Source organism: Desulfosarcina alkanivorans, assembly GCF_009688945.1.
In the GTDB taxonomy this organism is placed as follows: domain Bacteria; phylum Desulfobacterota; class Desulfobacteria; order Desulfobacterales; family Desulfosarcinaceae; genus Desulfosarcina; species Desulfosarcina alkanivorans.
Map to the genome: position 1 here is coordinate 1,110,858 of NZ_AP021874.1, position 22,884 is coordinate 1,133,741.

At 47.3% G+C, this 22,884-nt stretch carries 24 protein-coding genes; 7 read left to right on the top strand and 17 right to left on the bottom strand.

Features of this window, described 5'->3' with window-relative positions; translation table 11 throughout:
- From DSCA_RS04905 to DSCA_RS04920, 4 genes are read right to left on the bottom strand one after another with little or no spacing between them, the layout of a single operon-like run.
- The gene (locus tag DSCA_RS04905; protein WP_155315364.1) at positions 1 to 1,584 is read right to left on the bottom strand and encodes a methyltransferase domain-containing protein; all 1,584 of its coding nucleotides are present in this window, start codon (positions 1,582 to 1,584) and stop codon (positions 1 to 3) included.
- 2 nt (positions 1,585 to 1,586) lie between these two features.
- Positions 1,587 to 2,423: a class I SAM-dependent methyltransferase gene (locus DSCA_RS04910; protein WP_155315365.1), complete on the bottom strand. Its 837-nt coding sequence runs from the start codon at positions 2,421 to 2,423 to the stop codon at positions 1,587 to 1,589.
- Between the two features lies 1 nt (position 2,424).
- On the bottom strand, positions 2,425 to 3,837 hold the full coding sequence (locus DSCA_RS04915) for an ABC transporter ATP-binding protein (protein WP_155315366.1): 1,413 nt from the start codon (positions 3,835 to 3,837) through the stop codon (positions 2,425 to 2,427).
- Positions 3,827 to 4,576 (bottom strand): ABC transporter permease, encoded by a 750-nt coding sequence (locus DSCA_RS04920; RefSeq protein ID WP_231716379.1) that lies wholly within the window; start codon positions 4,574 to 4,576, stop codon positions 3,827 to 3,829. The genes DSCA_RS04915 and DSCA_RS04920 overlap by 11 nt, the downstream gene beginning before the upstream one ends.
- 267 nt (positions 4,577 to 4,843) lie before the next feature.
- Here DSCA_RS04920 and DSCA_RS32250 point away from each other — a divergent pair, with 267 nt between their 5' ends.
- The gene (locus tag DSCA_RS32250; RefSeq protein WP_197904855.1) at positions 4,844 to 4,996 is read left to right on the top strand and encodes a hypothetical protein; all 153 of its coding nucleotides are present in this window, start codon (positions 4,844 to 4,846) and stop codon (positions 4,994 to 4,996) included.
- Here the strand turns inward: DSCA_RS32250 and DSCA_RS33130 are convergent.
- The 6 genes from DSCA_RS33130 to DSCA_RS04945 form a co-directional block, all read right to left on the bottom strand.
- A complete protein-coding gene (locus DSCA_RS33130; protein ID WP_197904747.1) occupies positions 4,969 to 5,145 on the bottom strand; it encodes a nucleotidyltransferase domain-containing protein in 177 nt (58 codons plus the stop codon). The two genes, DSCA_RS32250 and DSCA_RS33130, sit on opposite strands and share 28 nt — an antisense overlap.
- Before the next feature lie 192 nt (positions 5,146 to 5,337).
- On the bottom strand, positions 5,338 to 5,490 hold the full coding sequence (locus tag DSCA_RS04930; RefSeq protein ID WP_155315368.1) for a hypothetical protein: 153 nt from the start codon (positions 5,488 to 5,490) through the stop codon (positions 5,338 to 5,340).
- Positions 5,491 to 5,549: 59 nt separating this feature from the next.
- A complete protein-coding gene (locus DSCA_RS04935; protein ID WP_456236720.1) occupies positions 5,550 to 6,236 on the bottom strand; it encodes a sugar phosphate nucleotidyltransferase in 687 nt (228 codons plus the stop codon).
- Between the two features lie 157 nt (positions 6,237 to 6,393).
- Positions 6,394 to 6,498 (bottom strand): sugar phosphate nucleotidyltransferase, encoded by a 105-nt coding sequence (locus tag DSCA_RS33430; RefSeq protein WP_456236721.1) that lies wholly within the window; start codon positions 6,496 to 6,498, stop codon positions 6,394 to 6,396.
- 128 nt (positions 6,499 to 6,626) lie between these two features.
- A complete protein-coding gene (gene rfbB, locus DSCA_RS04940) occupies positions 6,627 to 7,706 on the bottom strand; it encodes a dTDP-glucose 4,6-dehydratase (protein ID WP_155315369.1) in 1,080 nt (359 codons plus the stop codon).
- Between the two features lie 109 nt (positions 7,707 to 7,815).
- Positions 7,816 to 8,397 (bottom strand): winged helix-turn-helix transcriptional regulator, encoded by a 582-nt coding sequence (locus DSCA_RS04945; protein ID WP_155315370.1) that lies wholly within the window; start codon positions 8,395 to 8,397, stop codon positions 7,816 to 7,818.
- A 1,183-nt stretch (positions 8,398 to 9,580) separates the two neighbouring features.
- Here DSCA_RS04945 and DSCA_RS04950 point away from each other — a divergent pair.
- Positions 9,581 to 9,907: a helix-turn-helix domain-containing protein gene (locus DSCA_RS04950; RefSeq protein ID WP_155315371.1), complete on the top strand. Its 327-nt coding sequence runs from the start codon at positions 9,581 to 9,583 to the stop codon at positions 9,905 to 9,907.
- A 47-nt stretch (positions 9,908 to 9,954) separates the two neighbouring features.
- Positions 9,955 to 10,206: a DDE-type integrase/transposase/recombinase gene (locus DSCA_RS04955; protein ID WP_155315372.1), complete on the top strand. Its 252-nt coding sequence runs from the start codon at positions 9,955 to 9,957 to the stop codon at positions 10,204 to 10,206.
- 790 nt (positions 10,207 to 10,996) lie between these two features.
- Here the strand turns inward: DSCA_RS04955 and DSCA_RS04960 are convergent.
- On the bottom strand, positions 10,997 to 11,509 hold the full coding sequence (locus DSCA_RS04960; protein ID WP_155315354.1) for an IS1595 family transposase: 513 nt from the start codon (positions 11,507 to 11,509) through the stop codon (positions 10,997 to 10,999).
- Positions 11,510 to 11,881: 372 nt separating this feature from the next.
- On the opposite strand from DSCA_RS04960, the gene DSCA_RS04965 reads away from it, so the two are divergent.
- Both DSCA_RS04965 and DSCA_RS04970 read left to right on the top strand, forming a co-directional pair.
- A complete protein-coding gene (locus tag DSCA_RS04965) occupies positions 11,882 to 12,775 on the top strand; it encodes a hypothetical protein (RefSeq protein ID WP_155315373.1) in 894 nt (297 codons plus the stop codon).
- Positions 12,776 to 12,917: 142 nt separating this feature from the next.
- On the top strand, positions 12,918 to 13,253 hold the full coding sequence (locus DSCA_RS04970) for a hypothetical protein (protein ID WP_155315374.1): 336 nt from the start codon (positions 12,918 to 12,920) through the stop codon (positions 13,251 to 13,253).
- Between the two features lie 500 nt (positions 13,254 to 13,753).
- On the opposite strand, the gene DSCA_RS04975 is transcribed toward DSCA_RS04970, so the two are convergent.
- The 5 genes from DSCA_RS04975 to DSCA_RS04995 form a co-directional block, all read right to left on the bottom strand.
- On the bottom strand, positions 13,754 to 15,112 hold the full coding sequence (locus DSCA_RS04975; protein WP_407924271.1) for an IS4 family transposase: 1,359 nt from the start codon (positions 15,110 to 15,112) through the stop codon (positions 13,754 to 13,756).
- Between the two features lie 397 nt (positions 15,113 to 15,509).
- Entirely contained in the window at positions 15,510 to 15,944 is a 435-nt protein-coding gene (gene tnpA, locus DSCA_RS04980; protein ID WP_155315375.1) for an IS200/IS605 family transposase, read from the bottom strand.
- 131 nt (positions 15,945 to 16,075) lie between these two features.
- Entirely contained in the window at positions 16,076 to 17,179 is a 1,104-nt protein-coding gene (locus tag DSCA_RS04985; protein WP_167527609.1) for an IS4 family transposase, read from the bottom strand.
- A gap of 340 nt (positions 17,180 to 17,519) precedes the next feature.
- Entirely contained in the window at positions 17,520 to 18,878 is a 1,359-nt protein-coding gene (locus tag DSCA_RS04990; RefSeq protein WP_155315377.1) for an ISNCY family transposase, read from the bottom strand.
- A 290-nt stretch (positions 18,879 to 19,168) separates the two neighbouring features.
- Positions 19,169 to 19,447, bottom strand: coding sequence for a ComEA family DNA-binding protein (locus tag DSCA_RS04995; protein WP_155315378.1), 279 nt, complete (start codon positions 19,445 to 19,447; stop codon positions 19,169 to 19,171).
- Between the two features lie 382 nt (positions 19,448 to 19,829).
- Here DSCA_RS04995 and DSCA_RS05000 point away from each other — a divergent pair, with 382 nt between their 5' ends.
- Positions 19,830 to 21,182, top strand: a complete 1,353-nt coding sequence (locus tag DSCA_RS05000) for a sigma-54-dependent transcriptional regulator (protein ID WP_167527610.1) — start codon at positions 19,830 to 19,832, stop codon at positions 21,180 to 21,182.
- A gap of 409 nt (positions 21,183 to 21,591) precedes the next feature.
- On the top strand, positions 21,592 to 22,041 hold the full coding sequence (locus DSCA_RS05005; protein WP_155315380.1) for a response regulator: 450 nt from the start codon (positions 21,592 to 21,594) through the stop codon (positions 22,039 to 22,041).
- A gap of 45 nt (positions 22,042 to 22,086) precedes the next feature.
- Here DSCA_RS05005 and DSCA_RS05010 read toward each other — a convergent pair whose 3' ends face one another.
- Positions 22,087 to 22,869, bottom strand: a complete 783-nt coding sequence (locus DSCA_RS05010; protein WP_155315381.1) for a hypothetical protein — start codon at positions 22,867 to 22,869, stop codon at positions 22,087 to 22,089.
- Positions 22,870 to 22,884: the final 15 nt, after the last annotated feature.

A 22,884-nucleotide genomic window follows, 5' to 3' on the forward strand; every position in this document is an offset into this window, starting at 1 on the left:
TTATTTGCGATTCATCGGAACAAGTCCAGCTTTAATGCCTGTTCTGACCAACCAATTCGCACCAAGGCTGGCACGATCCGCCTCGCTGGCTTCCAGTTGGGATACCAGCTGCGCTTTATCGGCTTCAAGCTGAACAATCCGCTCCAGCTGTTTGCCCTGGGTTTCGATCACTTCAAGCCGTGCAGCGCGATCCGCCTCGCTGGCTTCCAGTTGGGATACCAGCTGCGCTTTATCGGCTTCAAGTTGAGCAATCCGCTCCAGCTGTTTGCCCTGGGTTTCGATCACTTCAAGCCGCGCAGCACGATCCGCCTCGCTGGCTTCCAGTTGGGAAATCAGCTGGGCTTTATCGGCTTCAAGTTGAGCAATCCGCTCCAGCTGTTTGCCCTGGGTTTCGATCACTTCAAGCCGCGCAGCGCGATCCACCTCGCTGGATTCCAGTTGGGATACCAGCTGCGCTTTATCGGCTTCAAGCTGAACAATCCGCTCCAGCTGTTTGCCCTGGGTTTCGATCACTTCAAACTGTGCAGCGCGATCCACCTCGCTGGCTTCCAGTTGGGAAATCAGCTGGGCTTTATCGGCTTCAAGTTGAGCAATCCGTTCCAGCTGTTTGCCCTGGGTTTCGATCACTTCAAGCCGCGCAGCGCGATCCACCTCGCTGGATTCCAGTTGGGATACCAGCTGCGCTTTATCGGCCTTTAACTGCGCCAAGGTCACTGATTCACGGGCATAAATATCCAATAGGGCAAGCGCCAACCGACCGTTGGAGCTACTTGTCAAGGCAGCTTCAATCTCTTTTGTTGAATGAGTCGAAAACGGCAATTGGCTTACCACAAAAAACATATCGTAATGGCCGAAAATCGCGTCTTCAAACTGGATATTTTCGGCACCTAACTGCTGGAACAGTCGGGTGGCCGAAAGATCGCTGAATAAATAGAGGTGTTCATCAGCTTTTAACTGCTCAAGAAAGGCGGCATCTGTTTCAATCAAATCCGTGTATTCCGTCCCTCTCTTGAACTGCGGGGTTTGGATGAGCAACAATCCTTCCGGCTTTAGTAGACGCAGGCAGTGGGACATAGTTGCAACCGGGTCGTGCAAGTGTTCCATCACATCCATCATGGCGATGACATCTAAACTGCCTGCTGGAATTTTGAGGGTTTCTACAGGGCCTACAGAAATTGGCACGTCAAAGGTTCTTTGGCCGAATTCAACAACCCAGGGACTCAATTCAATACCGGATGCATCATATCCGGCCTGCCGAAGCAGGGCGACAAAACTGCCGTGCGTACAACCAATTTCCAACGCCCTGCCAGGTGGCAAGCGATATTTTAGCAGCGTTTTTAGCCAGTGCAGGTTTCGTTCGATGAGATCTTTCCGGGCACGGACATGAATGTCATCGTAGCCATACGCCGCCTGCTGGTGCTCAAGCCAGTATTTTTTTCCATAGAAGCCTCTCTCGTCGTCGCTGACCATCAAGTGTTCAGCCGGCATGTCGTTGAGATTCACTAGTGTTTCGCAATTGTGGCATTGGCCATACATCGGGCCAAAGGGGGTAAGGTCTTCATTGCCACACCAGCAAACACGCATGATTACCACCTTGGTTTACGGATTAGGAATACCGCACCACTGCAATCTTGCCAGTCAGTTTCCATTTCCAGTAATCCGGCAAATATCTTGCGGAACGCCCCCGGGAAATTGGCGCTGTCCGACAGGAAAGAAAAAATCACATCACCTAATTCACCCCCGCCCGCCTGTTTGACGTGCCAGAGACTATCCATCAGCAGAAATATACCGCTGTTGTGTTTCGGCAGAATGGGATAGTGTTCCTCGGCCAATAGGCCGGCCCGGTTGAACTTTTTCTCCCACTCCTCCACAGATAATGGGTTCGCCAAGTGGTGGTAATCGAGAAAATCTTTTTGAAGCGTTATCCCCGCGTCGTCAAAGCCTGCCATGGAAACAAGCTTGGGCAACAGCGACCACTGGATGAAACGGTCCGTCACCACGCTGCACAACAAGGTGCCACCCGGCTTTAGGCATCGATGAATTTCGGCCAGCACTGCATTTAAACGATCCATGTGTTCTAGAGAACAGTTTGCGAAAACATGGTCGAAACTGGCATCTGGCTCGGGAACATTGTGTGCTAACACGGTGTGGACATTTCGATACACTCCACTCTTTCGCCCCAGTTCAACAATACCTGGGTTATTGTCCACACCGACCACGTCCGTGGCCTGCGGCCATATTAACCTAAAATAGCGGCCATCGCCACAGCCAAGATCAAGGATGCGACCATCGAGTTGATGATGCTGGTAAGCCGCGTATTCCCATGAGCGCCAGTGGCTCATGGAAGGAATGTGTGGATAAAGAGTGCTGACAACATCGTAGCCACTCAATATTTCCGAGGAAACCATTGTTTTTATCTGCATGTTAGTCCGAAGAATTGGTTTCAAATTCAAAATCGAACTTACCAGGCAGATCTGCTACCCCATGGTGTGTTAATTGAGAGCCTTCCCGTGCAGACCTCCACCCGATAGTGATCACGCCAGCCCTTGGTAGATGACAAATTCGTATGACGCGTGCAAACAACTCCTCATGACTTAACCTGGACATTTTTTTATAGCTTTCGGGGTCAATAGAAGCCAGGCCCAGTTCATAAGAATAGTCGCCGAGTTCCAATTTGAGTTCAACATGTTGACGACACCGAATGATTGAGCCTGCAGGCAAAAAGTCTGGAGCATTACCACCATATTCCAATGACCCTTTGCCATGCACGTTGATGCCTCGTTCATTCTGAAGAACGAGCCCGCCGAGAGGCACCGCGATGGACTTGGATAACAGAAATTCATAATAAAAAACAGCCACCTCACCTTGAGCAAAACTACTGCATGAAACGCCGGTTTCATCACAAACCGTGTAGCGAAGGCACTTGCCAGATCCATTGCCAACCTGAGGGCGTTCTAACCCACTTTGAAATGATGCGTCTTTCGGCCAAAACGTTGGTGAGCTATCCGGCGAGCAGGAATCTTGCATAGAAAGAACTGATTCCTCAACAGAACCTTTCCTATTCTCACATCCTGCAGGTTGGTGGAGCAAGTAATAATATTTGGTGGCCTCCGATGCCGGGCCTGTAAACAACTGCTTGCCTTGATCAAGAAGAATGGCACGGTCACAAAATTGTTCGACTTCCGTCATCGCATGAGAAACCAAAAATATTGCCGCTCCGGAATTTCTAAGTCGTTCAAGGACAGAATAACACTTTTGCCGGAAAAACACATCCCCCACTGCCAGAGCCTCATCAATGATGACAATCGAGGCATTGATGTGCGCCTGAACCGCAAAGGCAAGGCGCAAAAACATACCGCTGGAGAATGTTTTTACAGGTTGGTCGATGAACTCGCCAATGTCGGCGAAGTCAACGATCTGATCATACCGGGCTTCGATTTCTTTTTTGGAGAGTCCCAGAATGCGCCCATTCAAAAAAACGTTATCGCGCCCAGAAAAATCAGGATTAAAGCCACTTCCAAGTTCCAGCAGTGCGGCGATGCGGCCATTTACCGTCACGTTACCACTTGTTCGCGCCAAAGTTCCTGCTATGATTTGGAGAAGGGTACTTTTGCCGCTTCCATTACGGCCAATGATGCCGAATGTTTCGCCAAACCGCACGCCAAAAGAGACATCGTTAAGTGCCCAAAAGTCCCTGAAATATTGCCTGGGCGGCTTGCCGACCTTACTTTGCAGGCGCGGCAGGATAAATTGTTTGAGCCGGTCACGGGGTGTGTCGTAAATCTCGTATCGTTTGCTGAGATTGGAAACCTGAACAGCAAAATCTTCAGAGGACATCAGCAAATCCCTTACGTGTTTTTTGGAACCACCAGTACCCTATCCATCCCACCATAAAACTCGCGGTTATATAAATGCCCAAGCCATTCCAATCGGGAAACTGCCCGTAAAGAAGAACTTTCCTCGCCTGTTCGATAATAAAAGTGAGTGGATTTAAAAGAATAAACATATGATATTTTTGTGGTAATGCAGACATCGGATAAAACACAGGCGCCAAAAACAGCATCATTGTGGTGATGATACTGATAGTCTGGCCAACATCGCGTAAAAAAACCCCCAATGACGCAAGCAACCAGGCAAATCCCAAAGAAACCAAAATTAAAGGGGAAAAAACTATCGGGACAAAAAGGATCGTCCAGTGGAGAAAACCGTTGAGTAGAATGAACGCGCCTAAAAGAACGATTAAACTAACCATTGTATTAAACAACGCCGAACACATAGCAACTACAGGCAGTATCTCCAGTGGGAAAACAACCTTCTTTACATAGTTGACATTGCTCAGCATAAGATTGGGTGCACGATTTAGCACTTCCGAAAAAAGGGCATGGACAATAAGTCCTACAAAAAGCACCACGGCGAATTCGGTTTTGCTTTCTTCATTGCCAATCCCCCAACGCGCTTTAAAAACGACTGAAAAAACGAAAGTGTAGATGGCCAGCATGAGTATAGGATTAAACAATGACCAACTCATGCCAAGGAATGACCCCTTGTACCTTCCCACAATTTCGCGTTTAACCATTTGACTGATGAGGCCCCTGTTTTTCCAAATATCTCGAATTAGGGCTATCGGCGAGTTCGGGTTTCCTGAATGAGGAGTCATTTAAAAATCTCTAATTCATGAATTCGAAAGACCAGAATTTTTTATAGCGAAGAGGTCGATACTATTTTGGCTACTAAAAATAATATCAAGTACCGACTCATTGTAGCTTTCAAAAAAAACCCTGTGGTCGCCGAATAAAGTCGGTTCGATGATGAGGACATCCGGTATGTGGTAGGAATGGTTTTCATGGATAACCGCGTAATTGGTTACTCACCAGCTTCGCTCGAAAACACAGCGGCGAAAAGTGAAATGGCTTGGTTAATTGCCGGCACTTTCATAGAAAACTTTGCCGACCCGTATAATATGGTCAATCAAATTCGGTTGTTTGATATGGTATAAATGGAAAGATCAACGGTGTAGGGAAGCAGTAAATCATCCAACTCAAGGCTAATTTTGTTTAATAGATGTAGATTCAATCTATTTACTTTTAGCGTTAAATCAATATCAGATCCCGGTTTAAAATTTCCTTTTGCCCTCGAGCCATACAATATGACCGTTTCAATCTCTTGGGGTTGAATTCCCCGAAGCTTTGCTTCGAATAGTCAAATGATACAGTTAGAGCTGTTTTGATACCCCGTCAACTCTGCTGCGGGGTAGTTCATTTTCATCTTAGTGAGAAAATATTCGGGCTATCTTTTCAACAACTTCTTTTTTTAGTCCATGTGCATAAAAGGTCGAACTCAATCCGTGCCGGTTTTCAAAATATCCAGCCGCGTTTCCAATTGTTGAAAAAGTGAAAAATAGTCGTCCTTAACGGCCTTGCAGATTTCTTCGGCAGATTCTTTGTTAGAGGTATGCGTTGAATCCAGTGAATAATTTTTTGGTTCAACCATACCTGATACCCTAACGTTCAATTGATCATTGGCGCTAAAAGTGAAACGACCGCCCTGCCCTACTCACCGGCGCTGCCCCCCAGCAAACTCTGATTTTCGAGGAAACCTTTTCCCATACTTTCATGAGGCCCTGATTTATTTTTCAAAATTTTCAACAGGTATTGCCCATACCCGTTTTTGCCCATGGGCTTGCCGATCGTTTCGAGCTGCTCGTCGGCAATATAGCCAGACCGCCAAGCAATCTCCTCAGGACACGCAATTTTCAGTCCCTGCCGGCGCTCAAGGATTTCCGCGAACCGGGAGGCTTCCAGCAGCGAGGCGTGGGTGCCCGTATCCAGCCAGGCGTAGCCCCTTCCCATGAGTGAAACCTCGAGTTTTCCCATTTCGAGATAGCGCTGGTTGACATCGGTAATTTCCAGTTCGCCGCATGCCGATGGCTTGATGTCACGGGCGATCTCAACCACCTGATCGTCGTAAAAGTAGAGACCGGTGACGGCAAAATCCGATTTCGGGTGTTTCGGTTTTTCCTTGATACCGGTCACCGTCCCGTTTTCGTCAAAGGAAACCACGCCGTATCGTTGGGAGTCGGCCACCTGGTAGGCAAAAACCGTCGACCGGTCGATTTTATGATTGGCTGCGGTCAGATCATTGGAAAGGTCATGTCCGTGAAAAATGCTGTCCCCCAGAACCAGTGCACTGGGTTTGGAGCCGATAAAATCACTGCCAATGATAAATGCCTGGGCCAATCCCTCGGGCCGGGGGTGCACCGCATAGGAAATGTTGAGCCCCCACTAGCTGCCATCTTTCAATAACTGCTCAAACCGGAGAGTATCCTGGGTAGTCGAGATGACGAGAATGTCCCGGATGCCGGCTATTATGAGTGTGGTCAAGGGGTAATATAGATCATTGGTTTATCAAAATCGGCAGCAACTGTTTGGAAATGGCAATGGTGATGGGATACAGCCGGGTACCGCTGCCGCCAGCGAGAATGATGCCTTTGCGTTGCATGGTCTTCCTTTGTGTTCGTCCGAAAACGAGATTTCTGGAGCCAAATCAGGGCTTGTGAAAAAAACTATCGTAGACGAAATGATCAAACTGGATATCGGGCAAAATTTCCATTTCTGATCGGGGCGCCCCTATGGTCGTTGCCCGTAGCTCGTTTCAATCCAGTTCTGATAGGCAACGCTGGTGACGTTTTTCACCCATTGTGCGTTGTCCAGGTACCACTGAACAGTTTTTCGGATCCCGGTTTCAAATGTTTCCTCGGGCGCCCATCCGATCTCGTCGGTAATCTTCGATGCGTCGATGGCGTATCGCTGATCGTGCCCGGGCCGGTCCTTGACAAAGGTGATCAGGGTGTCATGGCGCCGTAGATCAGCAAAGGGCAATATGTCGTCCAGAATGGCGCACACGGTAAGGATTACCTCCAGATTGGTTTTTTCGCTGTTTCCGCCGACGTTGTATACCGCACCGGGTCGCCCCTTATCCATGACGGCCATGATCGCCCGGCAATGATCGGTCACAAAAAGCCAGTCGCGGATGTTGAGGCCGTCGCCGTATACCGGAATCGGCTTTCCCTGCAATGCATGGTGAACGACCAGGGGGATGAGTTTTTCCGGAAATTGCCAGGGCCCATAGTTGTTGGAGCAATTGGTGGTCAGCGTCGGCAGTCCGTAGGTATGATGATACGACCGAACCAGATGGTTCGACGACGCTTTGGATGCCGAATAGGGGCTGTTGGGCGAATATGGCGTCGTCTCTGAAAATGCGGGGTCATCATTTCTCAGAGAACCATAGACCTCGTCGGTGGACACATGCAGGAATCGAAATGCGGATCGTTCTTCATCAGGCAATCCCTCCCAATAGCTGCGCACCGCCTGCAATAAATTAAAAGTGCCGACCACATTGGTCTGGATAAAATCATCCGGTGTTGAAATGGATCGATCGACATGACTTTCAGCGGCAAAGTTGACAACTGCCCACGGGCGATAATCGTCGAGAAGCGCGTCAACCCGCTGCCGATCGCCGATGTCGCCCTGTATAAAAACATGACGGGGGTCTTTCGCCAATGCCTCCAGATTCTCAAGATTGCCGGCATAAGTCAATTTATCCAGGTTGACGACGATACCCTCGCCTGTCTCTAACCAGGTGTGAACGAAATTGGCACCGATGAAGCCGGCGCCACCGGTGACGAGGATGGTTGAATTGGGGTTCATGTTGGTTTAGGGTTATCCTCAATCAAAAAAAGCGGCTTGTTAAACAACCTCTGAGTTAACCGTTAATCTCCCATCGATGACCGCTTTTATTATTCAATGGTCGATCGGTTCAGTTCAGAAAACGAATTTTATCCATGGATACACCAGCGGACTGGATTGTTTTGATTGCCTCATCATAATTTCCGGAAACGGTGATGACAACGATATCATAATCCATTTGTTTGAGCCGGGTTGCTGTTTTTACAGCCAAATGAGAAAACCGTTCACCCGCCATGGACGGGTCGACAACATCAATCAGATCTAATTGGGTCCCTTCCATCGAATGGTGTGCAAGTTCACATAGCTCACCCGTACCATAAAAAATAACCCGACGGGCCCCTTCCCCCTCAAGCATGGTGAAAAACTTTTGCAGCCTGTTTTTCGCCGTCTTGTAAATCTGAAAAGAACTCAGAATATACTCGTAAGTTAACCGTGTTTTTTCCATTGCTCCGGACGGCGTCAGAATATATTTAATCCGATTACCGGGAAGTGTGGTTACCTTGCAATAGCCTTTTTTTACCAACCGCTTAATAAATGAATTCACCAACCCTAAAGAGATGTTAAGAGTGTCCGAGAAATAACGCTGGGAAGTTTCCTTTTCTTCAGCGATTATTTCTAGTAAAAGCAGTGTATTAGAACTTTTTAAATTCATTTTCCGTGGTTTTGAACATAGCTCCGCCGGGTGAATTACGAGATGGTCCCGTAAATCCCGGAGAACTCTGATGGAATAATTTGTCGGGTAGGCTTTTTGAAGCGATAATGGTTGAAGCGTTCAAATATTGAACACAAAAAAGGGAGAAGGTCAACCGTTAATCGATTTGATGGCAGGGCGATCTCATGTAACATTGGCACCGGACATGCTGTCCTTTTGAAAGTGGTGATAGATCGCCTTTCTTATAATTTCAACTACCCGTAAATACGCATTATATGAATGGTAAAAATAACTTTCTGAAATGATAAGATAAATATAGACTTTTTTTTCCGCCTTTGTGACAACTACCTAAATAAATGCCCCCCGCAGCAAGCAGCAGGGGATTACAGTGTGTGTGGATTTTTTTTGATAACAATTCCGTGGCGTTAAGCCCCGGTTTTCTTTCTATTGTCATATTTTAAGCAGTTTTGCAAAAAACCTCATTTTTCCAGTATGTTACATTCAAAAAGGATTTTTTCTACCAGTTTTGATAGATAGTCAGGAATCTAATTCGGGTCGCACTTTAAGTGGCCCGTTTTTTTATTGTGTCTCTAATAATACCTCGGTAGCTTAGTGGTTTATGATAGCTATCCCATGCTTATAAGGATTCAAAGCCGTATGGTTCGATTAGAGTGGCACATAGCCAATGGTTTTATCATTTGGCGAATGAATACATTGACCCGCAGTTTGCTAAAGGCTATACCAGATCAGTAATTTCCGAATAGGCACTTGCACGTAACCATCCGAATATATTTTGCAAAGATTTCATTATTAACTTGACAACATAAGGCCAATATGCGGCGCGACTTTGTATAACTCATCATTACAGGAGGTTATACATGCCGCGCTCGTTTCACCCATGTAATAAGCCCAGTTCCATTTCTTTTGGTTCTTCCGGTTTAAGCGTATTTTCGAACAACTGGCAGAAATTCAGGTAGAATAGGAATTCATCCAACTAAATCGTACTTTCAAGTTGAAAAAATGTGGACAATCAGGTTTCCAAAAGGTGTTCGCCAAAACATCCAGAAAAAGGAGACCTTCATGTCCACAAGCCTTTTGTAGCATGGATTCGGCCTTCGTGGCTATCGTTACATTCGTACTGAATACATTAATGGTCATGTCTACTTCACCGTGGAAATGAAACCTGAATCTCCCCCGAAAACAAAGACCTAAAAGAAAAGGGAAACCGGGGCGGAGAACGACCCCGTATCCATTCGAATTTCGGCTCAAAGTCGTGAAGCTGTTTTTGGAAGACGGCTACCCCGTTGTATTGATTGCCCAGCAGTTCGGTATCAGCCATCACAGCATTCGACGTTGGAGTAAACGTTATCGGGAGAACGGCGAGCAAGGGCTTATTGCCAAGAATCGGAAGCCCTGCGGGTTGTTACCCAAAGCATCGTTACGCTTAAAAAAGAAAATCCTGGCTATGGGGGCAGACGCATTGCCGATGTCCAGAAACGGTTTTTCCTGATCCGCACCACCCCCTCGACCGTTCAGCGGACGCTGGTTGATAAAGGGTTGAACACCCAGGTAAAAAAGAAGCCCGGAAAGAATCCCGCCAAACCGCGTTTTTTCGAACGGGCCAGACCCAACCAGATGTGGCAGAGCGACATCCTGACGTTTCGCCTGGCCGGAAAGAATGCTTACCTGATCGGTTATCTGGATGATTACAGCCGCTATGTCACCGGCCTGGGGTTTTACCGCAGCCAGACCGCCGAGAACGTGATCGAAACCTATCGTCGTGCTGTGGGCGAGTACGGTGTTCCCTAAAAGATGCTCACCGACAACGGCCGTCAGTATTCCAACTGGCGGTGCATCACCCGGTTCGAAAAAGAACTATCCACATTGAAAGAAATATATAGGTGTTGTGAAATTATTTACTCATTCTATAGCATATTACATACCACTTTGTAGCAACGCAACTTTGCAGTTTATTTAACAAATTAATATCATACAGAATATTAATACGACACCGCAACATGAAAGTGGCATTAAATTTGCTTTTTAATCCTAAATCCTTCTATTGGATATTTATTTAAAACAAAATCTTTTTTACTTTTTTAAGAGGAGAAGTTATGTAAAAAAAATTTACGCTTCTCTATATAGCTCAAGTGGCAACAAAGTAGTCAAAAATGGGGACCATATCCCATTTGATTGTGTTCCAAACGATCCTTGAAGATTGAACCACCTACTGGACGATACGCATGAATTTTTTACCGATGTTTCTTGATTTGCGGCGATTGAATCGAAAGACATACTCATCCAGATAATTCTGAAGGTGTTTCGGTTCAAAACATCCCTGAAAGGTTCCTCTGATCAGTCATTTGACCAAGGTTATCACCAAGTGAACACCGCACTAGTTTTCGTGATCGTTGCTCTTGCTCTGGTTTGTTGTTTCGCGGCGGTACTGCTCTTTATCAATGATGTTATAGCTTGGCCATTTATCTGTGGCGATGGTTGCACCGGGCTCGATATTGTCGAGAATGAAGGTCTACAACGAATACCCTGAACAGTCCAAGGCGACATGTAAACGAATGCGACCCATTCGTTTTTCGATGCTTCACCGTTCAACGGCAATAGCGACAATGGTTTTGCCTTCAGCCCCGCGGCCCCGTTTACCGGATTGTTTACCGCCGAGGACAAATTCGTCAACTTCAACGCGCCCGGATAGCTTTTCACGCTCATGACGGATGTCACAACGACGGAGCTTTTGAAGCCAGGTCCAAGCGGATTGATAACTGCCAAAGCCTATCAGTTCCTTGAGGTTCACCGCGTTGATGCCGGATTTCCGGGTGGTGAACCACCACATGGCTTTGAACCAATAAATGATTGGTGTTTTGGAACTGTCCATCATGGTTCCGGCCGTTAACGAATGCTGGAGCTCGCATTGCGTGCAAATATACAGAGTGCTTGAACTCAGCCAGTACTGCTTATCGCCACATTTTTTACACACAAAGCCATCTGGCCATTTTTGCTTGAACAGATAACCGAAACAGGCTTCCGGTTTTGAAAAACGTTGATCGAATTCGATCTCAGATTTTGGGAAATCCCCGGTAATGGTAAAGTCTGTCATGGCGGCCTCTTTCTGTTGGTTATGAGGCCAGCATAACACCGGCTTGTGACAGATACGGTCACAACTGGCTTACTGGAACTTCATAGAGAAGCTCAAATTTTTTTACATTATTAATAAACTTGGTTCAAGGCATTTTTAACGTTAAGACCAAAACATGAACAGAGAAGAAAAAAAATGAAGAGCTACAAGAAATTTCTGGTGTTTGCGCTAATCACAGATGAGCCTAAATTGCTGATATCTGTTAAATCTCGCAGGTTTTAAGACCAAGGAAAACGTTGACTTTTTACAAAAAGTATGTGTAGGTTTAAAAATGAAGGATGTTGGAAATAAATATTTTACTTTTGGGGGAAGTGTCTTTTCCGAGGCATAAAAATGATTCACAAGACGATTTCCATATTGGTTTTTTTGACCTTGGTGATGATGCTCACGACTGCAATAAATACTTCTCAAAGCTGGGGAACTGCAGATAGTTCTGACGCACCTACTCTTACATTGAATATCAAAGATGAGCCATTAAAGACTGTCTTTGAGAAATTTTCCAGGGCGACCGGTTACCAAATTTCTATTGACGAGGAATGGACGGACTTGATTGTTTCAGCATCTTTAAAAAATGCCTCACTTTATGAGAGCACAAGGAGGATTCTTACCAATCAAAATCATGCTATCATCATCAACGATATTGAAAAAAAACTTACTGTTACTATATACGACAAGCGTGTACTATCGAAAATTCAGAAGAAAGTAGGCTCAGATTTTCAACAGATTGTTGATTTTAGAGACTTGGAGGTTATACCGCCTGATAAGCCAGGAGGTCGAGGGATTACACAAAGAGAATTGGATGTCATACTGGCCCGTGAGAACAATATCGACCCGCTGGATGTGGAGGTGATACCACCCAAAAATCCAGGAGAAATAGGGGTTACGCAAAGAGAACTGGATGTCATACTGGCCCGTGAGAACAATATCGACCCGCTGGATGTGGAGGTGATACCACCCAAAAATCCAGGAGAGCGAGGTGTTACGCAGAGAGAATTGGATGCCATACTTGATAGTGGAAAGACAATCGACCCGTTGGATGTGGAGGTGATACCACCCAAAATTCCAGGAGAAAAAGGGATTACGCAAAGAGAATTAAATGCCATTTTGGCACGTGAAAACAAGATCAATCCGCTGGATCTGGAGGTAATACCACCCAAAAATCCAGGAGAGAGAGGTGTTACGCAGAGAGAATTGGACGCCATGAGGGCAAATGATAATCAGAAATGACTTTGTTCAAAGCAGAAAGGAGGCTTTGCGGTAGCTGAAAAACAGTTATCAAGTTATATTATACCTAACAATACTTATTTCGATATATCAATGTAGAAAGACCGGTGAAAAATTTAAATTTCTAACAATGGAGGACACTATCATGAGTTCAAAGAAAGTTATTGTAATTGGCCTTATCGTTTGTAGCGTAATTCTTTTTTCATCAATCAATGTCATGGCAGCAGCTAACTGGTTCTCTGCCACAGTAGATTCGTCAACTGCAGGAACAACTTTTCAATGTGAACTAACAGGTACTGAGGAAGGCGGAGGTACTAGAACGTTTACAAAAAAAACCTTTTTATTATATTCGCCGTTAAAAAATTCTATGCTTGCTGTCCTCCTTTCGGCTCAATCCATTGGATCATCTGTTAGAGTTTATGTTGATCCTGAAGTTGGTACATTCCCTACGATTTATGGTATTGGATTGCAAAGCCAGTAATGAATGTTTTCATACATTTCGATGATCCGTTGTTGCGGATTGAATCAATAAAAAAATAGAAAGAAAAATGATGGTACCGTAAAAAGTCGTTTCCATAAAAAAGAAGTGCAACACATAGCAATGGGAACATTCTTACTTCTATCACATAATGTGGTTACAAACTATTCTTCTGACTTTTTACGGTTCCATGAAAGATTGAATAAATCATCGCTGGTTCTTAATAGGGCACTTTTTGTTCTTTTGTAATGCTGTTTTACGTGTATTCGGAAAAGGTTGCCATAATTCAAAGGCAGAGTCAAATTCTGACTCTGCCTTTGACAGGGCGATCGCACGTAACATTGGCACCGGACATGCTATCCATTTGCAAGTCAATGTCATTAACTTAACCGATCGGCTTGTATTGGAGAAAATATCTTCTTGGCTTGGCTTTATGATTTCGCGGATATTTTCTTCCCGGTCTGACCGGTTCTATGGTTCTTTGAAAAACTCAACTTTCGGGGTTACGCTGAGGCTGTCACCCTGTCGCTCTTTGACAAGCCGACATATTGCAGAGCGCTTTCAATGATGGCATCAAATATGTCTGATGCAGTTTTCTCACAATAACTGCCGATTTTTCTCAACCGCTCACCTGCAAGTGTTAATATCCGGTAGAGGGCTTCAATAAAGGAAATGTCTGCCATTTCATCGCAGCAGGCATAAAACAGATCGCCAAATGTGCGATGGTCTGTCTCCATGCGGCACTGATATGCCAGGAACATGTACCGCATGAACACGATGCTGGTATGGGCAATCAATGCATCGAAGTCCCGACATTGGATCTCTTTGGCCAGTTTCAGATGCTGCTTGGCCATTTTGAAGAACACTTCGATGTCCCAGCGCTTCCCGTAAATGCGGATGATCTCTTCGTTCGCCAGTTCAATGTCTGTAGACATCAAGGCCAGCCAGTCTTTCTTACGCCGGTCTTGAACGAAGACCAGTTTGACGTCGGGTCCATCTTTCAGCGTTACGATGGCGCTGGCCTTTATCCTGGCGCGACCCCGACGCTTTTTGAGCTTCCGGTAAATGGCCATCAGGTCCATTTGATGCCCGCCGTAGCTGTAATGAATTTTTGGCGTCTTTTTCACCATACCGATGACATCGATATGATCGCATAACGTAGCGACTGTGGCCGGCATGGTAAACCAACTGTCCATGAGCAGGTATTTCGCCTGGATGCCTGCAGCCAGGATACGTTTGACCATGGTTTCCAAGTGATCGGTTGCCTTAATCGTCGCTTCTTTTCGCCGCTGCCAGGCACAGCAGCGTTTGTCCATGGATTTATAGCTTTCACAAAGTCGGTTTTTAACATCACGTGACGAAAGCAAGGCAAAATCCATCGGCAGACAACTGACACCATCGGACCAGCAGACCGTGAGCATGCGAAACCCTTTCAGGAAACGTCCGCTGCTATGGTCCCAAACCCGAGACAAGAGTTCGACCATCTTCGATCGGGAACGATCATATGGGCTGTCATCCACTATCAGCACGGACTCCCGAGATTCATTGGTCAGCCGATTGAAAAACCGTTGAAGTCGGGTACCCAAAAGCAACAACAGCCGCCTCCAGTTGGACGTACGTCCTTTGAGAAGTTCGTAGGCAGCATCTTTACCAAAGGCGAGTTCATCGTTGATCACAATGCCTCGGAAAAAGTTCTTGCCCACAAAAGGCAATGTGAAAATGGCCATTATCAAAGAACGAACACTGTGCCCGCGACGTTTTCGGATACCGCACCGATGCAAAGTGGAAGTAATCTTGAATCGGTTGAAAAAGTCGTCGATTTTACCAAGAATGCGGATGTCGGCTTGTGTTTGTGGATCAATGCTGCTATGAATCATTTGAGCCCTTTCCTTTTGATATTATTGTGTTTATTCGCAAATTCACTATAAATCAAAAGACTGGGCTCTTCAACTCTTTTCTTAAATTAATTCATAACTTTACCCTGTTTTAAATGCTTCTGCCAGCCAACCCCGAAAGTTGAGTGAAAAATATGTTGCAGATCAGCGACCAAGCGACTGATTTGCTTGGCGGTATCATGGAACAACAATGCAATCACCCCTTTGCTCTTTGAAAACGCCTGGGTGAAATTGATCTGGTATCGATACTTTGTAAAGATCCACACCCGGAGGGTGTGGCTTTGAAAAATCCCCCCATAGGGGGGACAAAGCCCTGCCCCCCAATAGAGGGCGGGCTGTGGGAGTTGCGCCGCCGGTATGGTCCCTAATCAATCAGCTGCAACTGTTCCATTAACTGCTCTTTCTTTTCCTGGTAGCGGACATACTTGCGTATCATGTCCGCATCCAAGCCAACTGTGTCAACACAGTAGCCCTTGAACCAAAAATGATTGCCCCAGTAAATCTGCTTGCGTAGATGCCGGAACTGCCGGAAAATCCGCATCGAACACTGACCTTTCAATCGCCCCATTAATGTGGATATCGCAATTTTGGGCGGAACCATCACAATCAGATGAACATGGTCCGGCTGCACGTTCAGTTCCACCACTTCGCAACTGGAAAACCCGCTTATTGCATGAATGCTGGCTTCACAGGATTCCTTTATTGCGCCGGTCAATACCCGGTAACGGTACTTCGGAACCCATACAATATGATACTGACAATGCCATATCGTGTGTGATAACTTACGGAATCTGCTCACTGCTCCCTCCTTACGTGTCGATGTTGCGGCAACAACTCGATGTAAGGATAGCAGTGAGCGGCCTTTTCGGCCATTCCCATCCGGGACCGGCGTAGCCAGTCCCCTTTACCCCACCCAAAGGGCGGGGGTTTCTACAGCGATCTAAAGCTGTTGTTTTTATCCAAACGGTCTTGGACCGGAAAGGCCATCATCCAGACCAGATTTTTGGCGAAAACTTTCGCATGAAAATCCTGATACACGGAAAGGGCTGATTTCCCGGAAAAGTTTTCCAGTTCCATCCGACACTTGATGGTCTTGTAGTCCTCTTCGATCGGCCATCTTTGATGATACAGACCATTGAATATGTCGATGGAATACTGATGCGTGTCCGTCAGCGAAGTGATCAGAACGGCGACGTTTCCATCGTTTTCAATGCGAATCAGGCGCAGCTTCAGTGGCGTCATGCCCAGTCCCATTTGTTTGCATCGAGCCACCGATGTGGCAGGAACGGCCAGGTCGATGATTTTCTCGGACAAACCGGAACGGAAAAACTTTCGCACTGCTTTCCATTTGGTGCAGGATACGCGGGCACAGAAATTGGCGTTCATGGAAAGGATTGAATTGAACAGCCACCAGGCTGGATAGCCCCTGTCGAGCAGAATCAGATCGTTTGGCATGACGTTGAGCAGATGCTGGGCTGCCAACTCGCGTTCACCGATGCTTTTGGGTTTGATGATGGCATCGACGGTGATCTTGTTAAGGACATCGAAAAGCTGTGAAACCCTGGCCATAGGAGAAGGCGCTCCCTGGCGACCGTTCCATACGCCGAAGTGCTGAGTTATATCGTCTGTCATCGGCACACGGGAGGTCGAACCATCAATGGCCAACAATCGAAAGCCAAACCATGTCCGGGGATTGAAGTGTATTTCAAAATGGTTGACCAGATGCCGGTTGAGTTCGACAAAGGCACCGAACTTGAGCTTCATTCGCGCTTTGGCCAAAGCAACTTTTGACACGACCCGCTTGGCCACATCGAAACGCCAAATGGTCTTGAAGAACTTATCGAGTTCATCCTGGTATGAGCCACGGACAAAATTGATGAGAAACACGATCAGAATGTGGAAGGGTAGTTTTCTCTGTCGAGAAAAATCTTTAGGATGCTGTCGATGACGGGCCAAAAAATCAGGCGAAGTGATAATTTGGTTAATAAATTCAATTACCTTGGCACATGTATTGGAAATCAGGTTCTGTGCCAACTTCACCAAAATTGTTGATAATTTTCGGCATGGTATGCTCCTTTCATAGAGATAACTGGCTGTTATTATTGAAAGTGAGTATACCATGTCGAGTCACCGATATCAATTATTTTTGCAATATATTTAATAAGTTAAATGCTAATTAGACGTCTTAAGTTAATTAGTGTCCATCCATAAATGGTGATTCTCAGAGCCGAGTCGCAAAAAATATGGAGCAGTAGAATCCTCGGCAGGATATTTCTCACCATCGTTACATTGAGTTGTGACTAATCAATCAAAATCGGCTTAATCCAAGCGCACTTGTTCAACCAGTTTTTAAGATGCGGAAGCGGTTAAGCTCTCAAGTGGCTGGCTTGGCCCTGGCGATGGTCAGCAAGTTCGCGGCCACAATCGACGACCAGACATAGGATTTAAACGAGTCCCATCCTTTCCAGGTACATCGGGAAAGGCCAAGACAACGCTTCAGCCAGGAAATGCCAGCTTCAATTCCGGCTCGAAAACGGCGTAACCTGCGATAAACATACTGGCTGCGGCACATGTCGGTTTCTGATAGACCTCGCTTTTTGGCAAAACAGACGTCTTTGATCTTACGCGATTTGGCCTGTTTCAAGTTCTCCTTGGATGCAAAACCGCCATCGAAGCTGGCCTTGAGGGGATAACGGCCATAGATCTGTTTTTGCCGGTCCAGCATGGGTATGGTCAGATCCGTGTCGGCTGGATTACCTTCGGTGACTACACAGTCCAGAATCAGGTTCGAAGCGCCGCCGGTCAGACAGATTTTGTGGCCAAACAGCGTATCGCGTCGATCCTTGACGATGATGTCGGTATGTGGCTCGAACACCGATACCACCTTGTCTTTGGCATCGACAGTTTCTCCATGAAGAACCCGGCGTTCGGTCTGGTGGATCACCCTACGGGTCAAGTCAACAAAATGTTCGATCTGGAAGCCAAGTGCCATGGCCAGAGGGTCTATGGTCCCACCGGTGTTGATCGCAGCGACAGCCCTGTGGGCGTACCCGACCACTTTGCGACTGGTTTTGAGCAGATCCACATAGGCGGCCTTACGCGTGATCTTGCGTTTGGCATTCATCACCGCCAGCATCCGACGTTTGGCAACACGGGTATGGTTATGGAAACCAGGAACGTTAACCCAAAAATCTTCCCGGCAGCGGTCGACCAGCCTTGTCAGCACCCGAACACCATCCCACAACAGGTTGGAGTCGGTGGGGTGATGGATGTGGGTTTCAACGCATGTGCAATCCACACGGACTTGACGACCCTTTTCAATGCTCTTTTGTTTCGCATATCCCAAAAGGTCCGTGTTGATCAGTTCCCAGGTGATGTCCGATATGGCTTTGATGTTCTTGTTCAGCGCAGATTTCTTGTATCCCTTGTCGGCGATGCCGATACGGCAAAACCAGCTCAATGCCTGCGAATCGACGATATGAAAGGCCAAGTCTTCATACGTAAAACCGAAAAGGACTTTCACAATGGCACAACGAAGCGCCTGGTCAGCACTCATGCCACCGGCACCTTTTCGATAGGCGACCAACTTGCCCTTGTTCAAATCTTGAAGAACGCGATCGCAGATGATAGGGTGCCCATCAATGATGTCACTGATGGCTGTGAGTTCTTTTGCTTGGGCGTGGTCTTTTATCTGAGGCATCAGCGGCATCTGTTTTTGCCATTTTTCGCGCATTTTGTGTTTCGCCTTTTTCTTTCTTTTGTAATGATATTGGTTGTTTGGAGACTTTCAATATACTACAACGAGAAAAATAAAGCTACAACAAAATGCGCGTTTCTTATTTATTACGGGTAGTTATTCCCGTGGATGGACACTAGGCTAATGCCCAAAGATCAAAAGATAAAAAACGGAACCAAAACAATTGCGGGTGTTGGGTGATTTTATGTGGATCATCTGGTGGTGCTGCAGGGGGTTCGGTGTTGCCCGGCGTTCCCTCTTTCAAAGCAACGCCGGGCAGCACTCAGTTAAACAACAATCCGGTTTTTGTTCGCCTCCCAGGTTTTCTTGCCGATCCCTTTGACCTTCATGATATCTTCGGCTTTTTCAAATTTACCGTTGGCTTCCCGGTACTGGACGATCCGCTCGGCGAATTTGGCACCGACCCGGTCCAGCTGCATCAGCTGTTCAACCGGAGCGGTGTTGATATTGATCTTCTCCATAGCGGATACGCAACAGGTACCGGTGAAGATGATCGCGAGTGAAATCAGAACGGTGAGAAAAAACTTTTTCTTGAACCTGGTCATTAGACCCTCCTGTGAATAAAAGATTGATGATATTGCCATGCCAGTCATGGACAAACGTGTTTGGTGATAATCACAGAGGTGAAACGGGAACAGGAGGTCAGATCTGATCAGGAGCGAAAATCCAACGAAGGTGAACCGCAGGACCGGTTGAACGTATGTTGAACGTGACGGATGGTAAAGCAGGTTCGATACCAAAAAATTAGGAGGGAACCATGCGGCCGCCTTGACTTTTTTCCGCAGATCGTGACATATAGGCAACCATTAAATTTTCTTACTAAAAATAAGGTCCGGCATTCTTTTCTGGATGGTCCCGGGGCGTGATGCCCCGCCCTTGTGTCCGGGAGTGACTGTATACAATTTTGCCCTTTTCACGAAAACGTTTATGGAAAAGTATAAAATTCTTTTTGTTGACGATGACCGGCAGATCCTTTCCATTGTTGAAGAGTATCTGGGGCGATGGGGATTCAATGTCGCCACTGAATCGAGCGGCCGGAGGGCCATCGAGATGGTTCAGAAGAACCATTTCAGTGTGGTTTTTACGGATCTGATCATGCCCGACATCAGCGGCCTGGACCTGCTGAAACAAATCAAAAGCATCGCTCCCGAAACGGAAGTCATCGTTGTTTCCGGCTATGGTACCATCGAAGCCGCCATTGAGGCGGTGAAGCTGGGAAGTTACGACTTTCTCCAGAAACCGATCAACTTCGACCGCTTTAAAATCCTGATCGATCGCATCCTGGAAAAACAGAAGCTGAAAGAAGAGAACGAACGCATTCGCACCCGGCTGAAGGAAAGATACAAATATGATGAACTGGTGGGCATGTCCCCCAAAATGCAGGACCTCTACCAGATCATCGATAAAATCAGTTTCAGCAGCCCGACCGTCCTGATCGAGGGAGAAAGCGGTACCGGAAAAGAGTTGACCGCCAACGTCATCCACAATAACAGTGATCGCAGGCAGGGCCCGTTCATCCCCTTGAATTGCGGCGCCATATCGGAAAGCCTGCTGGAAAGAGAACTTTTCGGCCATGTAAAAGGCGCTTTTACGGGTGCATCCAAAGATTCCATCGGTTTGTTCAAAGCCGCCGATGGCGGGACGATCTTTCTGGACGAGATCGGTGAGGTCTCGCCGTCGGTCCAGGTCAGCCTGCTGCGTGTACTGCAGGAAAAAAAGGTCCGCCCGGTCGGAGATACGCGGGAAACCGAAGTCGATGTGCGCGTCATTGCCGCCACCAATAAAAAACTGGATGAGGCCATCAAGCGAAAAACCTTCAGAGAAGACCTGTATTACCGGCTCAACGTCATTTCCATCACGATGCCGCCCCTGCGGGACATTCGGGAAGACATTCCCCTGCTGGTCGGCCACCTGATCAAAAAACACAACCGTGAGGGGGCCGGAACCGCGCCTGAAGTCACCCCCGATGCCATGGCCATGCTGATGGGTTACCGATGGCCGGGAAACGTCAGGCAGCTTGAAAACGTGATTGAAAGGGCCTTTGCGCTAGGCATTACCGATGTCCTTGACGTGGCTGATTTACCGGCTGATATCACTCGTCAATCAGACAAGAAGGTGGCCTCGGGTGTCGAATACAATTTAAAAACCCTGGAGATGAAAACCATCCGGCTGGCCCTTGAAAAAGCAGGCGGGAACAAGGCAGAGGCGGCCAAACTGCTGGGCATAAACACCACAACGGTCTATCGTAAAATGGCCAAATACGATATGCTGGAAACTTAGTACCCCTATTCATAAATACGATGGCATTCAATTGCCGCTGCATCCCGACTCGCTGTGTTGCTCGGCGCCCCAATAGCGCTGCTATTGTCGCTTCTCCCGCCTTGCGATCCGGGCGCCTCGGCAATCTCGGTGCGTCACCGTATTTACGAACATGGGTACTTGGACAGCCTTGACGGGTTCGTAAAAAACGTTTTCAGGCCATCCACGGCCACATAACCGGAAGAAACCGAAAGGCCGCAGGAGCGGCGTCAATCCGCGATTATCCCGGTTCATCGCGGCTGGAAGCCGCTCCTGCGAAAAAAGACCCTGTTTGGATTCACAGGTCCTTGGACCCCGAAATCGGTTTTTTTGCGAACGCGTTAATTTTTGCTGTTTCTGGACGGACATCTAATGGAAAGGGATACCTGAAATGTCTGACGGACTCGATGTAATCGTCGTTGATGACGACCCGGATGTGTGCGAGCTGGTTTCAGCGACAATCAAGCGTTTTTACACGTGGGGGAAGGTGCTTTCATTTACGGACGCCAAAGCGGCCACGTCCTATTGCCATGGCAGGGATATCGGGGTGGCCATTTTCGTGGTCGATGTCTTTCTCGGCGGTGCCAGCGGTTTTTATTTTCTGGACGCCATCGAAAAAAAATTCCCCACCGCCCATTCGGATGCCATTATTATCACCGGAAACGCCAGTGACGACATCGTCAATATGTGTGTGGCGTCGGATGTGAATCATCTCCTGGAAAAGCCGATCAGGCCCTACGCGCTGCAGCTTGCCGTTCGTGCCATTGCCGAAAAATACCTGAAGTTTGCCAAAAAGCTGTTCCAGGATCCGGACTTCGCCAAAAGCATTCCCCGGTTTTAACCGTTTCGAAGCCATCGCGCCCGGTGAGTGCCGGACGGTCACGGGTCAACCATTGTTATAGTGACCACCATTGAATTTGGCGATCTCCATCGATGACAGCATCAACGACTGGTTGACGATGGTTCGCAGGCTTTCCTGCCCCTCTAAAGAAGTGGAAATCCCACTGAGGGCGTCCTTTTCCGATGCCATCCGGTCGACCAGCGGCTGGATGTCTTTCAAGGTGGCCCCCTTTTCAATCAATTGTTGCTGATAGGCCTCCATCGTATCGATCAGGCGCTGGACCCGGTCAACGACCTGGCCCGCTGACGGCGGCGGCGCCGTTGTAAATCGCGCCGGACGAAGCTCTGAAACCGGTTGCGCTGACACCGCGCCGGCACCCCCGGTTGACGTGGAATCAACCGCCTTTCGGAAGATTGAATCAAATTCGCCTTTTTTTACGTTTGAGCGCCTGGCTGACGGGTTGCCTTCGGTGATGTTCAAAATCGTTTTGTCTGGGTCGATGCTTACCATGGGAGTCTCCCGAAAATAGATCATGTTCATTGCGCTGAAAAAAAAATTGTCGCCTGCTGCGGTCCCGACCGAGCCGACCGCTTGCGGACGGCAACATCGTTGACAGCAATAATCATGCAAACAAGAAAAAATTTGTGTCCTGCCCCCGCTTTTTTTCCCTCCAGGGCGTATACAGATGGTCACAGCTGTGTTGGTTTTTTGCAATCCCCTGCCATGTCTAAATTCAACCGACTGTAATAACAGTGTATATTTTTTATCGTGCCCGTCCTTTTCACAAACCGGCCATTGGCCGATGGGGCTTTGAGATAGGAAATTCAATCGGATCCGATTTCA